General features: G+C 65.8%; 21 protein-coding genes, 2 pseudogenes and 1 riboswitch. Of the genes and pseudogenes, 9 read left to right on the forward strand and 14 right to left on the reverse strand.

Going from position 1 to position 20,182, the window contains the following annotated elements:
• Window positions 1–21: 21 nt before the first annotated feature.
• Entirely contained in the window at window positions 22–1,344 is a 1,323-nt protein-coding gene (locus AC2W7L_RS03390; protein WP_486003271.1) for an FAD-dependent oxidoreductase, read from the reverse strand.
• 125 nt (window positions 1,345–1,469) lie between these two features.
• Between AC2W7L_RS03390 and AC2W7L_RS03395 the strand changes: the two genes are divergently transcribed.
• Window positions 1,470–2,078, forward strand: coding sequence for a TetR/AcrR family transcriptional regulator (locus AC2W7L_RS03395; protein ID WP_486003272.1), 609 nt, complete (start codon window positions 1,470–1,472; stop codon window positions 2,076–2,078).
• Between the two features lie 7 nt (window positions 2,079–2,085).
• On the opposite strand, the gene AC2W7L_RS03400 is transcribed toward AC2W7L_RS03395, so the two are convergent.
• Genes AC2W7L_RS03400 through AC2W7L_RS03410 form a run of 3 tightly spaced genes read right to left on the reverse strand, consistent with a single transcriptional unit; the run spans window position 2,086 to window position 5,259 of the window.
• Window positions 2,086–3,339: an alpha-hydroxy acid oxidase gene (locus AC2W7L_RS03400; RefSeq protein ID WP_486003273.1), complete on the reverse strand. Its 1,254-nt coding sequence runs from the start codon at window positions 3,337–3,339 to the stop codon at window positions 2,086–2,088.
• Window positions 3,320–4,060, reverse strand: coding sequence for a response regulator (locus AC2W7L_RS03405; RefSeq protein WP_486003274.1), 741 nt, complete (start codon window positions 4,058–4,060; stop codon window positions 3,320–3,322). The genes AC2W7L_RS03400 and AC2W7L_RS03405 overlap by 20 nt, the downstream gene beginning before the upstream one ends.
• Window positions 4,061–4,068: 8 nt before the next feature.
• Window positions 4,069–5,259, reverse strand: coding sequence for a sensor histidine kinase (locus AC2W7L_RS03410; protein WP_486003275.1), 1,191 nt, complete (start codon window positions 5,257–5,259; stop codon window positions 4,069–4,071).
• A 154-nt stretch (window positions 5,260–5,413) separates the two neighbouring features.
• Here AC2W7L_RS03410 and AC2W7L_RS03415 point away from each other — a divergent pair, with 154 nt between their 5' ends.
• Entirely contained in the window at window positions 5,414–6,664 is a 1,251-nt protein-coding gene (locus tag AC2W7L_RS03415) for a DedA family protein (protein WP_486003276.1), read from the forward strand.
• Here the strand turns inward: AC2W7L_RS03415 and AC2W7L_RS03420 are convergent.
• Window positions 6,618–7,583, reverse strand: a complete 966-nt coding sequence (locus AC2W7L_RS03420) for a ketopantoate reductase family protein (RefSeq protein WP_486003277.1) — start codon at window positions 7,581–7,583, stop codon at window positions 6,618–6,620. The two genes, AC2W7L_RS03415 and AC2W7L_RS03420, sit on opposite strands and share 47 nt — an antisense overlap.
• A complete protein-coding gene (thiE, locus tag AC2W7L_RS03425; RefSeq protein ID WP_486003278.1) occupies window positions 7,580–8,263 on the reverse strand; it encodes a thiamine phosphate synthase in 684 nt (227 codons plus the stop codon). The genes AC2W7L_RS03420 and thiE overlap by 4 nt, the downstream gene beginning before the upstream one ends.
• A gap of 11 nt (window positions 8,264–8,274) precedes the next feature.
• Window positions 8,275–8,378, forward strand: a riboswitch (TPP riboswitch).
• Between thiE and thiO the strand changes: the two genes are divergently transcribed.
• From thiO to AC2W7L_RS03450, 5 genes and pseudogenes are all read left to right on the forward strand, one after another.
• The gene (gene thiO / locus AC2W7L_RS03430; protein ID WP_486003279.1) at window positions 8,368–9,546 is read left to right on the forward strand and encodes a glycine oxidase ThiO; all 1,179 of its coding nucleotides are present in this window, start codon (window positions 8,368–8,370) and stop codon (window positions 9,544–9,546) included. (Overlaps the previous riboswitch by 11 nt.)
• On the forward strand, window positions 9,543–9,800 hold the full coding sequence (gene thiS / locus AC2W7L_RS03435) for a sulfur carrier protein ThiS (protein ID WP_486003280.1): 258 nt from the start codon (window positions 9,543–9,545) through the stop codon (window positions 9,798–9,800). The genes thiO and thiS overlap by 4 nt, the downstream gene beginning before the upstream one ends.
• 1 nt (window position 9,801) lies before the next feature.
• Window positions 9,802–10,569, forward strand: a complete 768-nt coding sequence (locus AC2W7L_RS03440) for a thiazole synthase (protein ID WP_486003281.1) — start codon at window positions 9,802–9,804, stop codon at window positions 10,567–10,569.
• Window positions 10,566–11,288, forward strand: a pseudogene (locus tag AC2W7L_RS03445) (HesA/MoeB/ThiF family protein); the annotation flags it as partial. The gene AC2W7L_RS03440 and the pseudogene AC2W7L_RS03445, both read left to right, overlap by 4 nt.
• A 234-nt stretch (window positions 11,289–11,522) precedes the next feature.
• Window positions 11,523–11,651 (forward strand): annotated as a pseudogene (locus AC2W7L_RS03450) (hypothetical protein); the annotation flags it as partial.
• A gap of 164 nt (window positions 11,652–11,815) precedes the next feature.
• Here the strand turns inward: AC2W7L_RS03450 and AC2W7L_RS03455 are convergent.
• Entirely contained in the window at window positions 11,816–12,331 is a 516-nt protein-coding gene (locus AC2W7L_RS03455) for an SRPBCC family protein (protein WP_486003356.1), read from the reverse strand.
• Window positions 12,332–12,354: 23 nt separating this feature from the next.
• Between AC2W7L_RS03455 and AC2W7L_RS03460 the strand changes: the two genes are divergently transcribed.
• Window positions 12,355–13,014 carry a mismatch-specific DNA-glycosylase gene (locus AC2W7L_RS03460; protein WP_486003282.1) on the forward strand — a complete coding sequence of 220 codons (660 nt, stop codon included), beginning with the start codon at window positions 12,355–12,357 and terminating at the stop codon, window positions 13,012–13,014.
• A 21-nt stretch (window positions 13,015–13,035) separates the two neighbouring features.
• Here the strand turns inward: AC2W7L_RS03460 and AC2W7L_RS03465 are convergent, their stop codons facing one another.
• The 5 genes from AC2W7L_RS03465 to AC2W7L_RS03485 all read right to left on the reverse strand — a co-directional run bounded on the left by AC2W7L_RS03465 (window position 13,036) and on the right by AC2W7L_RS03485 (window position 17,654).
• Window positions 13,036–14,808 (reverse strand): HNH endonuclease, encoded by a 1,773-nt coding sequence (locus AC2W7L_RS03465; RefSeq protein WP_486003283.1) that lies wholly within the window; start codon window positions 14,806–14,808, stop codon window positions 13,036–13,038.
• Window positions 14,809–14,910: 102 nt separating this feature from the next.
• The gene (locus AC2W7L_RS03470) at window positions 14,911–15,570 is read right to left on the reverse strand and encodes a thymidine kinase (RefSeq protein WP_486003284.1); all 660 of its coding nucleotides are present in this window, start codon (window positions 15,568–15,570) and stop codon (window positions 14,911–14,913) included.
• On the reverse strand, window positions 15,563–16,243 hold the full coding sequence (locus tag AC2W7L_RS03475) for a PepSY domain-containing protein (RefSeq protein WP_486003285.1): 681 nt from the start codon (window positions 16,241–16,243) through the stop codon (window positions 15,563–15,565). Before AC2W7L_RS03475 ends, AC2W7L_RS03470 begins: the two co-directional genes overlap by 8 nt.
• 132 nt (window positions 16,244–16,375) lie before the next feature.
• Window positions 16,376–16,834, reverse strand: coding sequence for a VOC family protein (locus AC2W7L_RS03480; RefSeq protein WP_486003286.1), 459 nt, complete (start codon window positions 16,832–16,834; stop codon window positions 16,376–16,378).
• Between the two features lie 124 nt (window positions 16,835–16,958).
• The gene (locus AC2W7L_RS03485; protein ID WP_486003287.1) at window positions 16,959–17,654 is read right to left on the reverse strand and encodes a hypothetical protein; all 696 of its coding nucleotides are present in this window, start codon (window positions 17,652–17,654) and stop codon (window positions 16,959–16,961) included.
• A gap of 180 nt (window positions 17,655–17,834) precedes the next feature.
• On the opposite strand from AC2W7L_RS03485, the gene AC2W7L_RS03490 reads away from it, so the two are divergent.
• A complete protein-coding gene (locus AC2W7L_RS03490; protein WP_486003288.1) occupies window positions 17,835–18,125 on the forward strand; it encodes a YrhK family protein in 291 nt (96 codons plus the stop codon).
• On the opposite strand, the gene AC2W7L_RS03495 is transcribed toward AC2W7L_RS03490, so the two are convergent.
• Together AC2W7L_RS03495 and AC2W7L_RS03500 are read right to left on the reverse strand one after the other, a co-directional pair.
• A complete protein-coding gene (locus tag AC2W7L_RS03495; protein WP_486003289.1) occupies window positions 18,097–18,594 on the reverse strand; it encodes an HXXEE domain-containing protein in 498 nt (165 codons plus the stop codon). The two genes, AC2W7L_RS03490 and AC2W7L_RS03495, sit on opposite strands and share 29 nt — an antisense overlap.
• Before the next feature lie 214 nt (window positions 18,595–18,808).
• On the reverse strand, window positions 18,809–20,173 hold the full coding sequence (locus tag AC2W7L_RS03500) for an ATP-binding cassette domain-containing protein (RefSeq protein WP_486003290.1): 1,365 nt from the start codon (window positions 20,171–20,173) through the stop codon (window positions 18,809–18,811).
• Window positions 20,174–20,182 lie beyond the last annotated feature (9 nt).

The following is a 20,182-nucleotide window of genomic DNA, read 5'->3' on the forward strand; positions in this document are numbered from 1 at the left end:
GGACGCAGTCTGGGAGGAGGGTCACAGCCGCTCGGGTGGGGATTCGAGCAGCTGCAGTATCGGCTTGAGCGCGGAGCGGATGCTGATGACGCGGAACGCCTGGTCGCGGGCGAATGCGAAGAGGCGGGAACGGCCGAACATCAGTCGGGCCAGAGACCGCGAATTATCGTGAGCAGCCTCGACACGCGGTCGCTGGCGGGCTTCGAAACGTTCGAGCGCGGCCACCGGTTCGGCGGCAACTGAACTGCCCGCGCTTGAGGCCGTGCTGGGCCGAGCGGCCAGGGCGGAGAGTTCGCCGGCGAGCACTCCGGCCGATTCCATCGCCATGCCAGCACCGATTCCGGCCGTGGGGAGGAACCCGGCCGCCGCATCACCGAGCAGAACGGTCCGTCCGTGGCACCACCGGTGTGCCCGTGAATCCCGCAACGGCCAGAAGAAGGGTGATTCCGCCTCCTCGACCGCGGTGAGACAGGCGTCGATCCGCGGCGTCAGCACCGTGAGACGGTTGCGGACCTCGGCGGCGAATCGTCGCGGGCCGAGCGGCTGCCGAGAGTCGGGACAGCCGAGGAAGACGCCGATTCCGTCCTTGACCGGATACATTCCGAGGAAGAATCCGTCGCCCCAGACCTCGTCGACGGCACTCTGATCATCATCGGCTTCGGCCCAGCAGACCCATCCGCCCCAGGTCGTATCCACTGCCGACACGGGCGACGGCCCGTCGGCGCCTGTCGCGGCGGGCTTGGCGTTCTTTCCGGGGTCGGTCAACGCAGTCTTGCCGTTTACGAGTCCGCGGGTGCGGGAGTTCATTCCGTCAGCGATGACGACGACATCGAAATCGTGCTCTGCATCTTGGCCCCCATGGCCTCCTTGGGCCAGAGTCACAGTGGCTCCGGCTTCGGACAGTTCTGTCACTGTGGTGCCGAACGCGATCGAGCAGTCGCTGGCGGTGAGCACGTCGAGCAGTGCTGCGCGGGAGATTCCGCGGTAGTCGCCGTAGTCGGCCAGCAGGTCACCGAGGCGGTCCTGCCTGAGGACTCTGCCGGTATGCGCATGGGCGATATAGCGGTCGATGCCGACGCTGGATTCGAGGTAAGCCTCCCGGCAGTCGAGTTCGTCGATGATGGGATCGACCATCGGCATGAGGGCGAGCATGTATCCGGCGCGGTTGTCGCCGATCATGCGGCCGGAATCGGCCGAGCGGTCGATGAGGACCGGGTGCATCCCGCGGCCCCTGAGCAGCTGAGCCAGGGTGATTCCGGCGATTCCGGCTCCGACGATGAGGATGCGCGGCTCTTCTGGACTCACGTCTTTCAGCTGGTCGTCGACCGTGACGCTGGTGATCATGTATGAGCTCCTTCGTCGATCCAGTTCAATGTGCCACCCTCAATGTGGACCGGGTGGTCCACACACGATATCACCGACTGGACCGGATGGTCCATAAACTGGATGGCGATTGCTACACTGACGACGTGTCCGAGACTGCGTTGGCGCGTATGCGCCCCGAGAAGCGCGCCGCGCTCATTGACGCCGCCGCGCGAGAATTCGCTTCGCGAACGTTCGAGGAGGCGTCGCTCAATCGCATCATCTCCACCTGCGGGATGAGCAAGAGCTCCTTCTACCATGTCGTCGATTCGAAGGACGACCTCTTCGCCCTCGTCGTCGCCGATCTCGCTGCATCCGCCCGCCGGTTCTGGACACCGCCTGCTCCGGAGACTTTCTCAGACGGGTTCTGGGACCGAGCACGCTCGGTCTGGGGCAACATCGCGCGAACATGGCCGGAGAGCCCCGAGCTCACGCGTCTGTGGCACATCGTCTATGCGAATGCGGACAGTCCCGCGGTCCGGGAGCTCGCCGGCCATGTCGAAGAGTGGGTGCGCGCCGTACTCATCGTCGGGCGTAAGGCCGAGGCGATCGATGTTGATTGTCCGCTCGAACTCCAGACACTGACGGTGTTCTCACTGCTGCGCACTTTCGATGAAAGGGCTCTGTCACTGACGGAGGACGACAGCGCGGCCGTCGATCCGGCGGAGATCTCGGTCCATCAGTTCCGACTGCTCACACGTCTGCTGCAGGCCTGACGGAGACTCACAGGGAGTCGGCCGACAGCTTCCGGTCCGAGGCCGGTGCATGAGGCAGGCCCCGGACGAGTTCGGGACCGAGGTCGGAGATGTTGCGGACGCCCATGAGACCCATGGCGGTGAGGATCTCCTGCTGGATGAGGGCGATCGCCCTCTCGACGCCTCGCTGACCGCCGGCCATGAGGCCGTACAGATACGCCCGGCCGATGAGCACGAAGTCCGCCCCGGCGCACAGTGCGGCGACGACATCGGTGCCGGACATGATCCCGGAGTCGAAGATCAGCTCCATCTCCGGTCCGACCTCCGCTCGGACTTCGGCCAGTGACGTCAGCGGGTCCGGAGCCCGATCCAGCTGACGGCCGCCGTGGTTGGAGACGACGAGTCCATCGGCTCCGACGGATTGCGCGCGCTGGGCATCCTCGGCAGTGAGAATGCCCTTGACGAACAGTCGCCCGGTCCACTGTTCGCGGATCCAACGCAGGTCATCGAGGTCGAGAGTCGGATCGAACATCGTCGCTGTCATCTCCGCCAGGGACTGGGAGGTGTTCGACAGTGATGCGTACTTCGGCGGTTCGGTGGTGAGGAAGTTGAACCACCAGCCGGGGCGATAGGAGGCGTCGAGGATGGTCCCCAGCGTCAGTCGGGGTGGGATCGTCAGACCGTTGCGGTGATCACGCAGACGCTGACCGGTGATCGGGGTGTCGACGGTGACCAAAAGGGTCTCATATCCGCTGGCGGCGGCCCGCTGGATCAGGTCAAGGCTGCGTTGCCGGTCCTTCCACAGGTAGAGCTGGAACCACCGGGTGGAATCCGGTGCCGCCTGCGCGACGTCTTCGACAGAGGTCGTGCCCATCGTCGACAGTGAGAACGGGATTCCGGCCTTCGACGCCGCACGCACTCCGGCGACTTCGCCTTCGGAGTGCATCATGCGTGTGTATCCGGTCGGGGCGATGCCGAAGGGCAGTGCGGTTCGGGTGCCGGCGATCGTCGTCGACGTGTCCGGGGCGTCGACTCCATGGAGGATTCGGGGAAGCAGCTCGACGTTGCCCAGCGCGTCACGGTTCTTCGCCAATGTCCGCTCATCCAGAGCGGCACCGTCGACATAGTCGAACGGAGCCGTCGGCGTCACGCGCTTGGCGATGCGGCGGAGGTCCCAGATGTCTGCGGCCGACTCCAACCTCGCGGCGACTCGGTCGAGGCGGGGCAGGTCGAACTGGAGCAATGGAGCGAGCTCTTTGAGATCAGGCAGTCGGCGTTTCATTTCTCTCCTCATTCTCGGCCCAGGTGGCGCTTCTCGGTCCGATTCTTTCACTCCCGGTTGAGGTAGGCGAGCACTGCCTCGACGCGGCGGCTCGTCGTCTCCCCCGCTTGGAGGCCGAGTTTGTCGAAGATCGCGCTGATGGCCTTCTCGACGGAGCTGACCGAGACGAAGAGTCGCTCGCCGATGCCCCGGTTCGACAGTCCCTCGGCCATCGCTTCGAGCACTTCGCTTTCCCGCGGGTCAGGGTCGACAGCGTGTTCTGCCTCTCCGAGGTGGTGAGCAGCTGACGGACGACGTCGGGGTCGATGACCGTTCCGCCCTCGGCAATCCGATGGACCGATTCGAGGAACCGGTCGATGTCGGTCACCCGGTTCTTCAGCAGGTAGCCGACGCCCACCGACTCGGTGCTCAGCAGTTCTGTCGCATATTCACGCAGCACGTATTGGCTGAGCACGAGCACGCCGATGTCCGGAAAGCGCCGTTTGATCGCCAATGCCGCCTCCAGCCCTTCGGTGGTGTGGGTCGGCGGCATCCGCACGTCGACGATCGCCAAGGTCGGTCGCAGCTCGGCGACCGCCCGCAGCAGCTCGCCTCCGTCTCCGACGGACGCGACGACGCTGATCCCTTCGTCTTCGAGCAGACTGCGGACGCCTTCACGCAGCAGCACCGCATCATCGGCGAGAACGACGCGCATCTGATTCTCCGTCTGTATCTCTGTCATGGTCACCTCTAGCTCTTCTCACTCTTCGTGCTGCCCATCTGTGCTTCGGCACCGAGCGGGATCCAAGCGCTCACCGTCGTGCCCGTGCCCTCTGCGGAGTCGACATTGAGACTCCCGTCGAGGGCACCGACCCGTCGCGCAAGCCCTTGGAGTCCTCCCCCGCGCGGATCGGCTCCGCCGCGGCCGTCATCGGAGATGGTCACGGTCAGCGCCGTCTGCGCCTCGGCGACGATGCTCACCGTGATCGCGGTCGCCTCGGCGTGTTTGACGACGTTCGTCACGGCCTCACGAACGAAGAAGTAGGTCGCAGATTCCACTGCTGCCGGAAATCTGCCCTCCGGCACGGTCTGGAGGGTCAGCGGTACGGGGCTGCGCCCGGCGATCCGCTCGAGCACGGGGCGAAGCCCATGCTCATCCAGCGCTGTGGGATAGACCCGCCAAGCGACTTCCCGCATCTCGTCGATGAGGTCCTGGGACTGGATCAGCGCATCGTCGAGCAGGGATTCGGTCTTCACCGGGTCGGAGGCCCGCCTGGCACGCGCGATGAGCACAGACAGGGACACGACGTTCTGCTGCACGCCGTCGTGCAGGTCGCGTTCGATCCGGCGTCGTTCCTCGTCGATGGCGAGCACGACTCCACGGCGGGTCGTCAGCAGTTCGCTGATGCGGGTGTAGACGGCGAAGGGGCGCTCCACCTCGACGAAATGCGCGTCGATGCGGCTGTGCGCCCAGCTGGCCGCCTCGGCCAGAGCGACGGTTCCGATGAGGTTCGCCGCCCCGTAGAGGACACCGACGAACAGCGTCGGCTGGGAGATCGACCACATGTCGAACCCGATGTTGACGGCTCCCCCGATGAAGAATCCCTGGAAGAGCGAACCGAGAGTGACGACGAAGAATCCGCCGAGGAGGTTCGCCGTGGGGATGATGGCGAGACCTGCGACGAGGCCGTTGCCGAGCAGGAATCGCCGTTTCATCGGTGCAGATGCGAGGACGAGTCCGAATCCGCGGGAGTGCCGGGCGAGTTCCCAGCCCCGGACTCTCGTGGCCACACGTGAGGTGGGCGGGAGAACGGAGGTGATGACAAGCGGCAGGCACAGCAGACCACCCCACACGACAGCGAGGACGGACCGCGTCCACCGCGCGGCGAACATCCGTACTTCGGGAGGAAGGCGGGTGGACAGCGCGCTCGGCCAGGGCATGAATCGATCGTAGCAACGCCGATCGCCGACTCACAGGGGGTTCGACCGCAGTCTCGGATTCCGGTTTTCCGCAACGGCACCTGCCGGTCGACCGCACCGACTGTGTGCCCGACCGCGTACCGACCTTCCCGCCCGGTACCTAGCGTGGATAAGTATGGATCTCGCACTCGAGCTGCTCACTGCCTCTCTCACCTCTCCGTGGGTGTACCTGCTCATCGCCCTGGCCGCGGCTCTGGACTCGCTCGTGCCGATTGTGCCCTCGGAGACTCTGCTCATCACCGCTGCGACCTTCGCCGCGACGGGGCAGCCGCACCCAGCAGGGCTCGTCCTCGCCGCTGCGTCCGGAGCTCTCCTCGGCGATCTGGCGGCTCATCTTGTCGGCCGTTTCGCTGCGACCGGGGTCGGACGGTGGCGACGGTGGTCCCGAATTGAGAAGCTCCTCGGCTCCGCCCACACGGCATTCTCTCGCCGAGGCGGGACTGTGCTCATCGCCGGTCGGTTCGTTCCCGGAGGCCGCAGTCTGGCGACCATCGGCTCCGGCCTGCTCGGGTTCCCGATCCGAAGCTTCCTGCTCTGGGACGGAGTCGGAAGTCTGGCCTGGGCGCTCTATTCGACGGGAATCGGACTCATCGGGGGCACGCTCTTCGAGGACCGGCCGCTGCTCGGGGTCGCCGTCGGCATCGGAATCGCCCTGGCCATCACCAGCAGCGTCGAACTCGCCCGACGCCTGCAGAGCATGCGCCGGCGCCGCCGCACACGCAGCAGGCGCCGCACCCGCAGCAGGAGTCGATTCGACAATCTCCGAGGCCGAGATGTCATGATGGAGAGGATGTCTCAAACACATGTGTGGTACGTCAGCTACGGATCGAACATGGCCCGCGATCGGCTCGCCTGCTATCTGCAGGGCGGGCGACCGCCCGGTGCGAAGGTGACCTATCCGGGCGCCAGAGACAGCACCCTCCCCCAGGCAGAGGCCGGGATCGAGCTGCCCGGGACGATCTACTTTGCCGGAGAGTCGAAAGTCTGGGGCGGTGGCATGGCCTTCTACGACCATTCCGTCCCCGGACCGACACCGGCCAAGGCCTACCTCATCACTGCCGAGCAGTTCGCCGATGTCGCGGCGCAGGAGATGAATCGGCCGCCCGAACCCGACAGTCCGCTGGAGCGGCTCGTCTTCGACCTGCCCTCAGGCAGCTCACATTCTGTGGGCCCCGGCGGTTACGAGACGCTGCTCGTCCTCGATGATGTCGACGGAGTCCCCATGGTCACATTCACCGCAGCCCACGGTTCGACCGACACCGAACACACTCAGCCGCAGGAGTCATATCTGACGATGCTGCGCACGGGCACGGCTGAAGTCAGGACCGCTTCTGGGCTTCCCCTGCCCGCAGCTGCACAAGTGTGAGGTCGAGCAGAGGAGTCGGCACTCCCAGCTCCGCAGCCTTGAGCGCCATGTCGCCGAGGATGTGCTCCGTTTCGCTCGGCAGCCCAGCCGTCACATCCCGGTAGAGGGATGAGGTGAAGGCCGAACCGTCCTCGGTGAGCATCGTCAGCGTCATGGCGTGTGAGGCCTCCGAGACCGGGTGTCCGGCCGTTGCCGCCACGGCTTCGAGCTCGTCGACGATGGCATGCACATGCGACCGGCCGCCGGCTTCCATGATCGCCCCGACCGGAGCACGGAACAGGCAGGTGACGACACCGGCCGCGGCGATGAAGGTCCACTTCTCCCACAGCCCGTCGATGATTCCAGCGACGGTCTGGAGCTTGAACCCCGGCACGTCGAGAGCGTCGGAGATCCGCGCGGGCACCTGGGCACCGTGGAGGTCGCCGATGGTCATCACGGCCAGGTCGGTGAGCTGAACGACGGCTCCGTCTCTGATGGTGCCGACGATCTTGACGAATCCGCCGAGCACCTGTCCGGGGTATCTGTTCTGCAGCTTCTCGATCTGAGCCATGCCGTTGAGGATCGGGATGATCGTAGTCTGCTCTCCGACAGCCGGTCCGATGTCATCGATGACCGAGTCGAGGCCGCCGGCTTTGACCGCGATGATGACGAGGTTGAAGATCCGTGGTGCGGCTTCGAGCTCCTCAGCGGTGATGACATCGACCTGATTCGTCCGATCGGCATCGGGAGCGGTGAAGCGCATTCCTTCTGCGCGGACCGTCGCCGCTCGAGCCTGCCGGAGCAGGAATGTGACATCGCGTCCGGCCTCCTGCAGATAGGTGCCGAAGGCTCCGCCGGTGGCACCTGCCCCGGCGATGAGAATCGACAGATCCGCGCCTGCACCGGTTCCCTGGGCTGCGCTCTCAGCTGCTTGGGTCATTCCAACTCCTCCTTGAGCTCCCGAGCGGCCGCCGCGGGATCCTCAGCCGAGGTTATCGCACGGACGACTACGGCACGGTTCGCACCCGCCTGTCGGACCGCGTCCAGCCTCTCCCCCGCCGCGATCCCGCCGATGGCGAACCACGGTTTGTCCGCCTCGGCGGCGGTGGCGGTGAGCAGCGCCGTTCCCACGGCTGCGCGACCGGGCTTCGTCGGGGTCTCCCAGACGGGTCCGACACAGAAATAGTCGGTCTCCGGGTCCGCTTCGGCGGCGAGCGCCTGTTCGAGGGAATGGGTGGAGCGGCCGAGGATGACATCGGGGCCGAGTACGGCCCTGGCCTGAGAGCTGGTGAGGTCGCCTTGACCGACGTGGAAGACATCGGCGTCGGTGAGCAGTGCGACGTCGGCGCGGTCGTTGACGGAGAAGAGCTTGCCGTGACGGACGGCGGCATCCCGGAGGACTTCCAAGGCTGCGATCTCCGCGCGGGCCTCGAGGCTCTTGTCCCTCAGTTGGATGATGTCGACGCCCCCGCGGTAGGCGGCGTCGAGGAACTCGGCGAGGTCGCCCTGAGAGGTCCTGGCTTCGGTGCACAGGTAGAGCGACGCTTCGGCCAATCGGGCCTGCCTCCAGGCTCTCTTCGTCGGCCGTGCTGCGGTGCGCGGTGGCATCTGTGTGGTCATGGTCATAGAGTAGAGGAGTTCGCGGGAGCCTCCCAACGAGGCTGAGAGGGCGTAGGAGCCGACCGTCAGACCTGATGCGGATCATGCCGCCGGAGGGAGAAGCTGTGAGAGTCATTGTCGTCGGCGCCGGAATCATCGGCCTGTCCACGGCCTGGTACCTGCGCCGCCTCGGTGCCGAAGTCACCATCATCGATCCTGTCCCCGCGTTGGGGGCGAGCCATGCCGCCGCGGGGATGATCGCTCCCGCCGCCGAGGTGGTGTGGGGGCAGACTCCCCTGTACCCGTTGATGCAGGCCTCGGCGCAGATGTACCCGGAGTTCGCTGCCGAGGTGGCGAGCGCTGCCGCGGTCGACCTCGGCTTCACGGATGCCGGAACTCTCGTGTGCGCCGGAGACAGTGCCGATCTGCAGGCACTGCGAGAGCTGCGCGAAGCTCAGTCGCGGTCCGGTTTCGCCACCGAGCTCATCACCGGCAGCGCTGCCCGCCGGGTCGAGCCCTCTTTGTCGCCCGCAGTGGCCGGAGCCGTGCACATTCCCGGCGATCGGTCGATCGACCCGCGTCGGGTCTCCGCGGCTCTGATGTCTGCCCTGACCGCTGACTCAGTGTCGCACCTCATTCGGCAACGGGCAGTCGAGCTGCTGAGGGACGGTGATGCGACCGTGGGCGTCGCACTGAGCGATGGTCGTCGATTGGAAGCCGATCAGGTGATCCTCTGCGCCGGCAGCACCAACAACACGATCCATGGTGCCCCGCAGCTGCCGCTCCGGGAGGTTTGGGGCGATGTGCTGCGGCTGCGCGCCCCCGCCGAGGCGACTCCCCTGCTGACCCGCACCATCCGCGGGCTGGTCAACGGCCGCTCCGTCTACCTGGTTCCTCGCCCCGACGGCGAGATCGTCCTCGGTGCCAGTTCCCGTGAAGACGGACTCTCCGGCACCCCCGCCGGGGCGATCCACCGACTGCTCGCCGACGGGCAGCGACTGGTCCCAGGCATTCTCGACGCGGAGATCACCGATATCACCACCCGAGCCCGCCCCGGGTCCCCCGATGACCTGCCGATGATCGGGCGCATCGATCCCGGCTGCATCGTGAGCACCGGGTACTTCCGGCACGGCATCCTCTTGGCCCCGTTCGGTGGCAGGCTCGGGGCCGAACTCGCCCTGGGAGACGTTGCCGATTGGCTCCCTGAGGGAGCACTCGAGTCCGTGTCCCCACATCGCTTCACCACCGAAACCACTGCCGACCCGAACCACGCAACTGCCTACTCGACGAGGAGCATGTCATGACCGACCGCGAACACCCACCGAGCATCGTCCTCAACGGCGAGCATCATGAGCTCCCCGGTGCCACCTCGGCGCTCGACCTCATCGCCGACGTCACCGGACGGGAGCTGCAGACTGACGGGACACCGGCCGACGGCGGACGTCTGGGCATCGCCCTGGCCGTCGACGGTGAAGTCATCCGTCGCGGTGCCTGGTCCGGATTCGCCTTGGCCGACGGGCACACCGTCGACATCGTCACCGCAGTGCAGGGAGGCTGATATGAGCTGGACGATCGATGATGTGGAGATGTCGTCTCGTCTCGTGATGGGCACGGGAGGGGCGAGCTCCCTGAGCATCCTCGAAGACGCCCTGATGGCTTCGGGGACCGAACTGACCACGGTGGCGATGCGCCGCTTCGACGCCGAGTCGAGAGACTCGGTCTTCACCATGCTCCAGCGTTTGGGAATCCGAGTGCTGCCGAACACCGCCGGCTGCTACACCGCCCGGGATGCCGTGCTCACTGCCCGCCTGGCCAGGGAAGCCCTGGAGACGAACTGGGTGAAACTCGAGGTCATCGCCGATGAGGACACGCTGCTGCCCGACCCCATCGAACTCTTCTCCGCGGCCGAGGAACTCGTCCTCGACGGATTCACGGTCTTCGCCTACACGAACGACGATCCGGCTCTGGCGAAACGCCTGGAGGATGCCGGGGTGGCGGTGGTGATGCCGGCCGGTGCACCGATCGGCAGCGGACTGGGCATCCTCAATCCCCACAACGTCGAAACCATCGTCTCCCGTGCGCAGGTGCCCGTGATCCTCGACGCCGGTGTCGGCACCGCCTCGGATGCGGCTCTGGCGATGGAGCTCGGGTGCACTGCGGTGCTGCTGGCCTCGGCCGTCACCCGCGCCCACGACGCTCATGCCATGGCCCGGGCGATGGCTCTGGCCGTCGAGGCCGGACATCTGGCGGCCGGAGCCGGGAGGATCCCCAAGCGACCCTTGGCATTGGCATCATCGCCGTTCGCCGGAATGGTCGCAGCACAATGAGCACCGCTTCCACCGCTCTGCCGACGCTCCCTCCGCTCGTCGAACCCGTGGAATCCCTGTCCCCTGCAGAGCTGGAACGCTACTCCCGGCACCTCAGCCTGCCGGGATTCGGACTGGAGGGGCAACGGCGTCTGCGGGCCGCCTCGGTGCTGGTCATCGGAGCCGGTGGACTCGGTTCGCCCGTGATCAACTATCTCGCGGCCGCCGGGGTCGGCTCGATCACGATCATCGACGATGACGTGGTGGAGTCGTCGAATCTGCAGCGTCAGGTCATCCACCGGGATGCCGATGTCGGCCGAACGAAGGTCGCCTCGGCCGCCGAAGCCGTGCACCGGCTCGATCCGAACATCGTGGTGCGCACGATCGAGGGTCGGCTGACCCCGGAGAATGCGCTCGATCTCTTCGCTGGCCACGATCTCGTCCTCGACGGTACCGACAACTTCGCCACCCGGTACCTGTCCAATGATGCTGCCGAACTCATCGGCACCCCCTTGGTGTGGGGCACGATCTTCCGCTTCGCCGGTCAGGTGAGCACGTTCGTTCCCGGCCACGGACCGATGCTGCGCGACCTGTTCCCGGATATCCCGGAACCCGATTCGGTACCCAACTGTGCCGAGGGCGGGGTTCTCGGCGTCCTGTGCGGAACCGTGGGCTCGGCAATGGCGACCGAGGCGATCAAACTCATCTGCGGAGTCGGTTCTCCATTCATCGGTCGACTCCTGCGCTACGAGGCGCTGACCGGGGAGTATTCGACTCTGCGGTTCTCCCCCGATCCCGACCGTCCCGCGGTCACCGATCTCACCGAGGCAGCCGCCGCCTGCGCAGCCGTTCCGGCCATCGGCACGGCCCCCGGTCCCGCGGCAGACGAAATCGACATCGCAGAGTTTCGGGCCCGGGAAGACGATGTGGTCGTCGTGGATGTGCGAGAGGACTGGGAACGCGAACTGGCCTCCATCCCCGGTTCGATGCATCTGCCCCTCGGCGACATTCGAGACAGCGGGTGGGAGGCGCTTGAGTCGGTGCTCGGTGGCGCCGGCCGGCCGGAGGCGCCTGTCGACATCGTCTTCCACTGCAAGTCCGGGGCTCGATCGGCCGAGGCCGTCCGGATTCTGTCCGGTTCGGTGCCGGCCGGAGTCCGACTGCGTTCCCTTGCCGGCGCATCGATGCGTGGGAGGCCGCCGCTCGGGCCTCGGCAGACCAAAGGGACCGGCAACCGGCAGCTTCAGCGGCCCAGCGACCGCTTAGCTCAGGAGCCGGATCGGTCGGCCAGACGTGATCGCAGTCCCCGTTCACCGGCTCTCATCACCGCTCCGTGCATGACTCCGGATAGGGGTCGCATCGCTCTGATGATCGTTCTGCTCGTCGTCACACACCACAGAGAATCGATGGTCGTCACGCCTGCCGAGGCGGTCAGAGTCCATCGGCCCTCGCCCCGCAGATCACCATTCGCACGGAAACGGATGAGATGGGGCGCATCGACCTCGTCGACTTCGATGGAGAAGCGCAGGGACCACCCGATCGGGGCGTGGACCAGAAGGCGGGCTCGGCTGCCAGGGGTCACCGGCAGATCGGCTGCGTCAACGTCAGCCTGTGCTGCCCCGACCTTTTCGGCTGCTGTCAGTCCCGGCCACCACCCCGGCCACTGGTCGACCCGTTCCAGAACAGCCCACACCGACTCGATTCCGGCGTCGACGATCCACCGGTCGTCGAAATGGAAGGGCGCGGACTCTCCGGGCTGTGGGGTCACATGTTCGTGGCTCATGGTACGACGGTAGTGTGGAAGGTGTGAGTGAGGACAACTTCGTCAGCAATCGTCGGCCATCGCCTCTGGGCGGCCGCAAACCGACCAAGGATGACCTTGCGGATTTCGCGACGGATGATCCGAATGCGATCGACGATATTCTGCCGAGCGATTCCTCAGGGCTGAAGCTGCTCATCGTCGGCATCAACCCGGGGCTGTGGACGGCTGCGGTGAATGCGCCGTTCGCGCGTCCCGGCAATCGGTTCTGGCCGTCTCTGCATCAGGCGGGTCTCACCGATCACCAGGTCGATGCTTCGTGTGGACTCGATCCCGCGGATGAACAGCAGCTGCTGCGTCGCGGCATCGGCCTGACCAACCTCATCGGGCGAGCCACTGTCCGGGCCGACGAACTCTCCCGGCAGGAGCTGCGTGAGGGGGCGGCCCACCTCATCGGTCGTCTTTCCGATGACCGCCCCCGTGCCGTGGCGATCGCCGGGATCACCGCGTTCAGGACTGGTTTCGCACAGCCGAAGGCCCAGCTCGGTCAGCAGGATACGACGCTGATCGAAGGGTGGCCCGATGAGGTGGCTCTGCATGTGGTGCCGCAGCCCAGCGGACTCAACGCCCACTACCAGGTCGCCGACCTCGCCCGGATCTGGCGCGAGGTGTGGGAGAGCATCGACCGTGAGGACGTGGAGTCCTGATCGCCAAACCGGAGGACCCTGTCATTCGCCTTTGGACTTCCGCCCAGCAGAATTGTGGAAAGAGTAGCTGAATGCAGGTTGGCTGCCACCATGGCCTCCAGCCGCTGCCTCGGCTCGCCGGGACCCGACATGCTCCCGGATGCCGGTGAGCAGCAGCTCCTCGACCGGGCTCAGCGGCTCGAAGTCCGCGTCGTAGACATCAACGCTGACGGTGGTGCTCCCGATTCTCAGCGGTGGCGGCTGCTCGGCCCTGCGAATGAACCGCCACGGCAGTATGATCCGCCGCTGCTGGTCGTCGGGACCTTCGTCAGCACCCTCGACCTCTCCTGATGCAGACGACTCGCCCGACGCAGGCGCACCAGACCCGGGTGCGGTGTCTGCAGCTACAGGGCCTGCAACTGTGCTGTCTTCGACCGTGGCGGCCGGTGGACTTGGTCCGCCCTCAACAGTTGGTGGGTCGGAACCGACTGCCGGGTTCGGCGGACCGGTTCCCGCGAGAATACCCGGCGGAGCAGTCGTCTCGGCGACGCTCTCGCCGCCGACCAGGCCCGGGTCGGGCTCGCTGATCGGTTTGGTGCGCGAGCGGTAGCGGTGGCCCGTGGGCGTGACCACTTCGAGCGCATACGGCGTTGCCCCATGCCGCCACCCCGCGAGTTCCTTCGCATAATTGCAGGCCGCGCACAAGCCGGAGGAGTTCTCCCATTCGGTGTCTCCGCCAGCGGCGAAGGAGACCGCGTGATCGGCCTGCTTGATCGGCGCGTCGCACCAGGGCGAGCGGCACACATCATCACGCATAACAATCATGCGCCGGAGCAGTCCGGCAAACTCCCTGCGGCGAGAATCCATCCGCACAAGCTGTCCGTCCTCCGGCCGCGTGTACAGGCGACGTAGGAACACCGCAGCATCATTCTCGGCCACGAAATCCCTGGCAACCTCGGCCGGGATCGGTCCGACTCCGGGGAACCATGCCGATTCCTCCCCCGGTGCGAACAGACTGCTCGCCTGCATGATCAGGTGCACCTCCGTCGGCACGGCCTTGGCCGATTCCTGCCCGGTCAGGCGTTCGACCAGCAGGTCTGCCGCGATCTGACTCTGCGAGCGACCGTCGGCTTCACCCGTGGCGATGACAGACTGTGCCGATTTCGTCAGGTTCGCAAAGGCGGCAACCGCCTGCGGCATCGGCAGCAGCGCGGTCAGGTAGGCCATGTTCCCCGGAGCCGGACGCACACTCACTGAACGCTCTTCGATGCAGCGTTCCAAGTGGTCGACCGCGGCCTGCTGGTCGAGCTTCTGCGCAAGCGCTCGCACCTCGTTGCCGAGTTGCCTGACACCCACCTCGGAAAGGCGTTCGGCCATGCACTCATCGAGCTCATGCTTCTTCTCCCTCGGCAGCCAGTCGGACTCCTTGGCAACAACCCGGGCTTTCTCTTCCGAGATGTCACCGCCCTTCATCGCCGCAAACGTCCTCGGCAGGTCCATGAGCAGAGTCCGGGAGAACTTCAACAGTGCGTCTCCGCGGGAGCGCGAGACCTTCCTCGCCAGGGCCACCTCGGCTCCGAGGCCACGTCCCTGCTTCTTGCTGGCAACACCGTCTTCGGCTTCGCGATTGCGGCGGAGCATGTCGAACGTCAGGGTCTCACGGGCCTGCGCGGCCGCACTCGCCGACGCGAGTTCCTCGAGTGCAGTGATGCGATCGATGGCTTCTTCCTCGGTCTTCGCCGGGGGCAGTTCGGACAGACTGACACGCCACCGACGGATCTCGGTGAGAACGTCTGGAACCTGCTCTGCTTCCATGTCCAAAACACTATCGGTCGCCACTGACATAAGAATCCTGACCGACGTTCTCCCATGTCAGAAGCAACACCCCACCGGCAAAGGCGAGAGTCCTGTCAACGGCTATGTCTGAGAACTGCTGACGGCTGACGTTGTGGCAGGCCTCCGACTGAAGTGTTCGCGACAGCGGGCGACATAGGCGTCGAGGCCCCCGACGTGGCTGGCATCGATGGCGGTGGCGACAGGACTCGGTGGGTCCTCATCCGAGGCCGCCTCCGATGCCTCTGCAGCACTCGATCCGCGCTGCGAGTCTTTGAGCCGTTGATGGAAGACGGCATCGCGGCCGCAGATCGTGCAGACCGCGGTGAGCCTAAGCACTTCTTCGGCCACGGCCATGAGACTCGGCAGCGGTTCGAATGGCTCTCCGTCGAAGGTCACGCACAGCCCCTCGACGATGACGTCGATCCCGTCGCGAAGGAGCCCCTCGACTATGGGAATGAGCTCGGGTCCGAAGAACTGAGCCTCATCGATGGCGACGAGATCATAGTCGGCAGAGCGGGCCGCCTCGGCGAGGGAGTCCACGTCCGACAGCGGCACCGCGGGGATGTGGGCTCCGATATGTGAGGTGATCGTCGAGATCGGCGAGCGGGTGTCGAGCGAATGGGACACCACGAGGACAGCCACGCCGGCGATGGTCGCCCTCCTCACCCGGCGCATGAGCTCCTCGGACTTGCCGGAGAACATGGGCCCGGCGATGACGATGAGGCGACCGGTGTCAGTCATCGTCGACGGTGACGCGCTTGGTGTCGGTGTCGACGGTGACTTCCGTCTCCTCCCCGCCACCGGAGAAGTCGAATTGGTATTCCTGCATGCTGTCGTCGTATTCGAGCTTCCAGCCGACGAGCTTGCCGGACGCCTTCTCCTGCGCGAGTTTGAGTGCGTCGTCGAAGGTCATCGGGTCGTTGAGGTCGATGGGCTCTTCCTTGTCGTCGGTCGAATCCTGCTCGTGTTCGACGATATTTCCGGAGTCGGCGTCGATCTCGACGTCGTGGTCGGTGGTGCCGTCGAGGATCGAGACGTCGTACTGCCAGGCCCCGTCCTTCTCGTCCCAGTCGAGTTCGATGCCGTGGACGATTCCGTTTCCGACTTCCTTCTTCGCCGTCTCGATCGCGTCGCCGGCACTGACCGCCGGCGCATCCTTGCTCAGATCGGCATCGGCGGGGAGCCCTTGTCCGGACGAGTCCTGCGTCGATTCCTGCTCGCTGTCGTCGCCGGCGTTCTCATCCTTGTCGTCCGTGGCCTCATCGGCGTTGTCCGACGACGAGTCGCTGGCGGCGGGACTGTCTTGAGTGTCATCACCGCCGTTCTCCGAGCCGCTTCCGGTACACCCGGCCAAACCGAGAGAAAGAGCCGCGAGTCCTGCCGCTGTGCTCAATGCCATGCGTTTCGTCTTCATGGGGCTCACGCTAGCAGGGAACGCGTCGGGCAGCAGAGCTTCTGAGAAAAGTCTCATCTGCGCGAACGCCGATTCTCCATCGAGCTCGGAGCACGCCTCGTCCAGGCGCCGGCGTTCGATGGGTTCGGATCCTCAGTCAAGGCAGAACTCGTTGCCCTCAGGGTCGGCCATGATGATGAAGCCCTGCTCCATCGGCGGATCGGGATCGACACGTCTGAGCCGATGTCCTCCGAACTCTGACAGGCGCACGCATTCGGCTTCCAGCGCCTCCATCCGTTCCTCGCCTTCGAGGCCCGGTGCCGATCGGACGTCGAGATGGATCCGGTTCTTCACCGTTTTGTCTTCGGGGACGGTCTGGAAGAACAGGCGGGGTCCGATGCCCTCGGGATCTTCGATGGCCGCGCGCATGTTCTCCGGCCCGAGCTCGATCCCGAGTTCGGCGATGAAGGCTTTCCAAGCGTCGAACGGATCGTCGTCGCCGAGTTCGACGCCCGGCGGGCCAGGAATGATGTAGCCGAGTGCCGATGCCCAGAACCTCGCCGTCTTCACCGGGTCATGGCAGTCGAAAGTGACTTGGACTCTTCTGCTCATCTCAGTCTCTCCTCGCTGAGTAAGGGTCGCGCGCGACCAGCAGTGTCATCACCGACCAGTCACCGGTTTCCGGACCGTACAGGTCCCATCATCCTCCCTGTTCGTCAGAACGACCAGCACCGGATCAGACAGCCAACGGCTCGTTGAAGGAGAACAGACTCGGAATCTCGTGCCTGATCGTCTCCCCGAAGGTGGGCGCCCCGCCGAAGAGTCCTTCGACCGCATCGACGGTGTGCAGCACTCGATCGCGTGAGATCGGGGGCATGAGGTCGCCGTCCTTGAGGTAGCGCTTGAGCGAGCCGGTCGCCGCTGCTCTCAACCCCAGGCGACCGGCGATGGACCATGTGATGCATTCGGTTTCGAAACGCACCTGGGCCCTGTCGATCCCGGGCTCACTGCCGATGACGCCGAGCTTCGGCCGGTCGCCACGGTGACCTGCGAAGACGAGGGCCAACTCCTCGATCAGGTGCACGAGCATCACTGTGGGGCTGCGGGTCGTCGGCAGCGTCTCGGGCAGCAGATCCTTTCCGCGCAGGGCGGCGATGACCGTGTTGAGGCCGTCCCAGGTCGGGGCACGGTTCGCGGTGTCGGGGCCGGCCGCCTCGGCGGAGGCCGTCGATCCCGCAGCGGGAGGGACTGACGGTTCCGCAGCGGAAGGGACTGACGCTTCCGGGCCGGATCGGGAGACTACCGCCGCATCAAATGCTGTGAGCTGGGGAGACCGGCGGACAGCACAGAGCAGCTCGTCCCACGACGGGAGTGAGCTGCGCTCGCGTGGCTCGCTGTAGAGGGCGTCGAATGAGTGCGGGTTTACGTCCATACGCTCAATCTAGGACTCGACACTGACGTGAGATTCGGCGAACCTCGGACCTGCACGACATGCCGGTCGGCCAGTAGGCTCGCACTGCATGGAAAGTGGCAGGGCTCCGCCGAGATCCCAGGAATAAGGGACTGAGGAACTGAGCAGGGCGGAGTGCCGGCGACGGAAGAGGAGAGTCACATGGCTGAGAACAACGGCGACATTCACCTGCATATCGGGCCCGAAGAGCTTGTCATCCGCCAGCGCTACCAGGTCATCAGCATCGCCAATGATGTGCTCATCGGCGTGTGGTTCCTCATCGGCAGCTTCATGTTCTTCTCCGACGCTCTGATGACCACCGGCACCTGGCTGTTCGTCATCGGCAGCATCGAGATGCTCATCCGCCCGGTCATCCGACTCATCCGGCACCTGCATCTGCAGAGGTTCCGCGGACCAAGTGGCGTCACCGCCGACTCGGGATACGACTTCTGAGCAGGGACGACCAGTCGATCCTGACGAGGACGTGGGCGGCCACCGCCACCGCGCCCATCGTCGGTGCACCGCGGGCCCAGTCGCCGGCGGTCAGCGGTCTGCCGAGTGCGGCGAGTTCCCGTCGGGCATAAGCGGCGCCCGGCCACATGATCGGCAGAGCCGTGATCACTCCTGCGGTGTATCGTCGAGCTGCGACTGCCGAGAGCAGGTGGGTGAACACGTGAGCTTCGAGGCCTGCGACCGACGCCCGATAGAAGCGTGAGGCTCCCCCTGTCCGAACCCCTCGGATACTGGCAGCGGCGAGCCCGGCCCCGACCACTACGATCGCGGCCACGCTCTGCTTCGTCGACATCCGCACAGCGTCGATTCCAGTGAGATCGGCGATGTAGTCGGCCGTCGTGGGGAAAGTCAGTGCCTCCTCCGCGTCGTGGAGAGCCCAAGCGGCGAACAGCATGATCGGTCCGCGCATTGCGTTCCCTTCAGACGACAGAACTCACAGACTCATTGCACCACACAATCGCTTCGGAGGTCCGTTGTCGCAGGGGCCGTGCCGCTTCAGGACAGGTTCACTCGTCCATCAGCGAGGTGAAATCGACGGTGAGAGGATTCCTGGGCCCACCGGTGGTCATGGGTTGTTGCGAGGACGGCGCCGCCTCGGGCCAGGAAGCCATAGATGATCACGCTCAACCGGTCCATTCCCACCCGTCGCGACCGATCGTGGGTTCGTCGAGAAGCAGGACTTCTGCGCCTGTGACAAGGGCCGAAGCGATGACGAGGTCTTTGCGCCGGGGCGTGTCGAGGTCAAATGGATGCTCCTCACACACGGCAGCCAGATCGGCCTCGTCCAACGCCGTGTCGACGATGCGGCGACGCCGTTCGATCATTTCCGGCCGATCGCGCCGCCGGTGGCGCGGCAGCGGAGCCGCAAGCATGAGTTCGGATCGCACGGTCGCTGCCGAGAGCTGAACGCCGGGATCCTGTCCGACCCATCCCAGATGAGCGCTGCGGACGTGGGCGGGCAGGTCCAGCAGATTCGTCCTTTCGCCGAGGCGGCTCGCCGTGACCGTGCCCGCGCAGTCAGCCGACCGATCGAGGAGTCCGATGAGCCCGCGCAGCAGAGTCGACTTCCCCGCTCCGTTGGCGCCGGTGAGGGTGATCAGCTCACCGGGGTGAAGGTCGAAGTCGACGCCCTTGAGCACAACTGTGCCTGCGCGGTCCACGCCGAAGTCCCTCACCTTAAGCACGGGTTCCGTTCTCACGGGTGCGGTCGGAATGACCGGTCCGGGCGGGTCAACGGGACGAGTGTCCCAGACTCCCTGCCGCAGTGCGGAACGGCCCAGCTCGTCACCTGTACCTGCCTCAGCGTCGGTGTCGGCGTCGGCGTCGGCGTCGAGTTCAGTGTCGACCCCGGAATCCCCGGGCGCGACGTGCGCCGGCCTCAGCCTGCCCGCGTCGAGGAAACGCAGCTCGTGGCAGGAGAGAGCGAGCTCGTCGATCTGGTGTCCGGTGATGAGCACCGACCGCCCACGACCACAGGTCTGCCGCAGGGCAGCCGCCAGACCTCGACGCATATCGGGGTCGAGTGACTGCGAGGGCTGGTCCAGAATGAGCAGATCGGGGTCGAGTGCGGTGATCCTCGACAACGCCACCAATTGGCGCTGACCGCCGGAGAGCGTATCGAGACGGCGGGCCCACAGGTCGTCGATCCCCAACCGTGCCAACGCAGCCCGCGCCCGCTCCTCTGACTCGGCTCCCGCAATGCCGCGCAATCTGCACGCCAACTGGACCTCATCCTCGACGTGGCTGGTCATTCCGCTCAGTTGGGCTTCCGGATCATCGCCGAGGAGGCCGACAGTCCCAGCGGCGTCGACGTGCCCGGTCGATGTTCCTCTGGCTCCGAGCAGACCGGCCAACGCCCGAGCCAGGGTCGATGTTCCCGATCCGACGGGACCGAGAACCGCGGTCATCGATCCTGCCGGCAGCGACAGGGCGACATCGGTCAGAGCCTGGGTCTCTTCACCGGCGTAGGTGAATCCGAAACCTGTCATCGCCGTCAC

Source organism: Brevibacterium sp. LAARM3_SD1, from assembly GCF_057364765.1.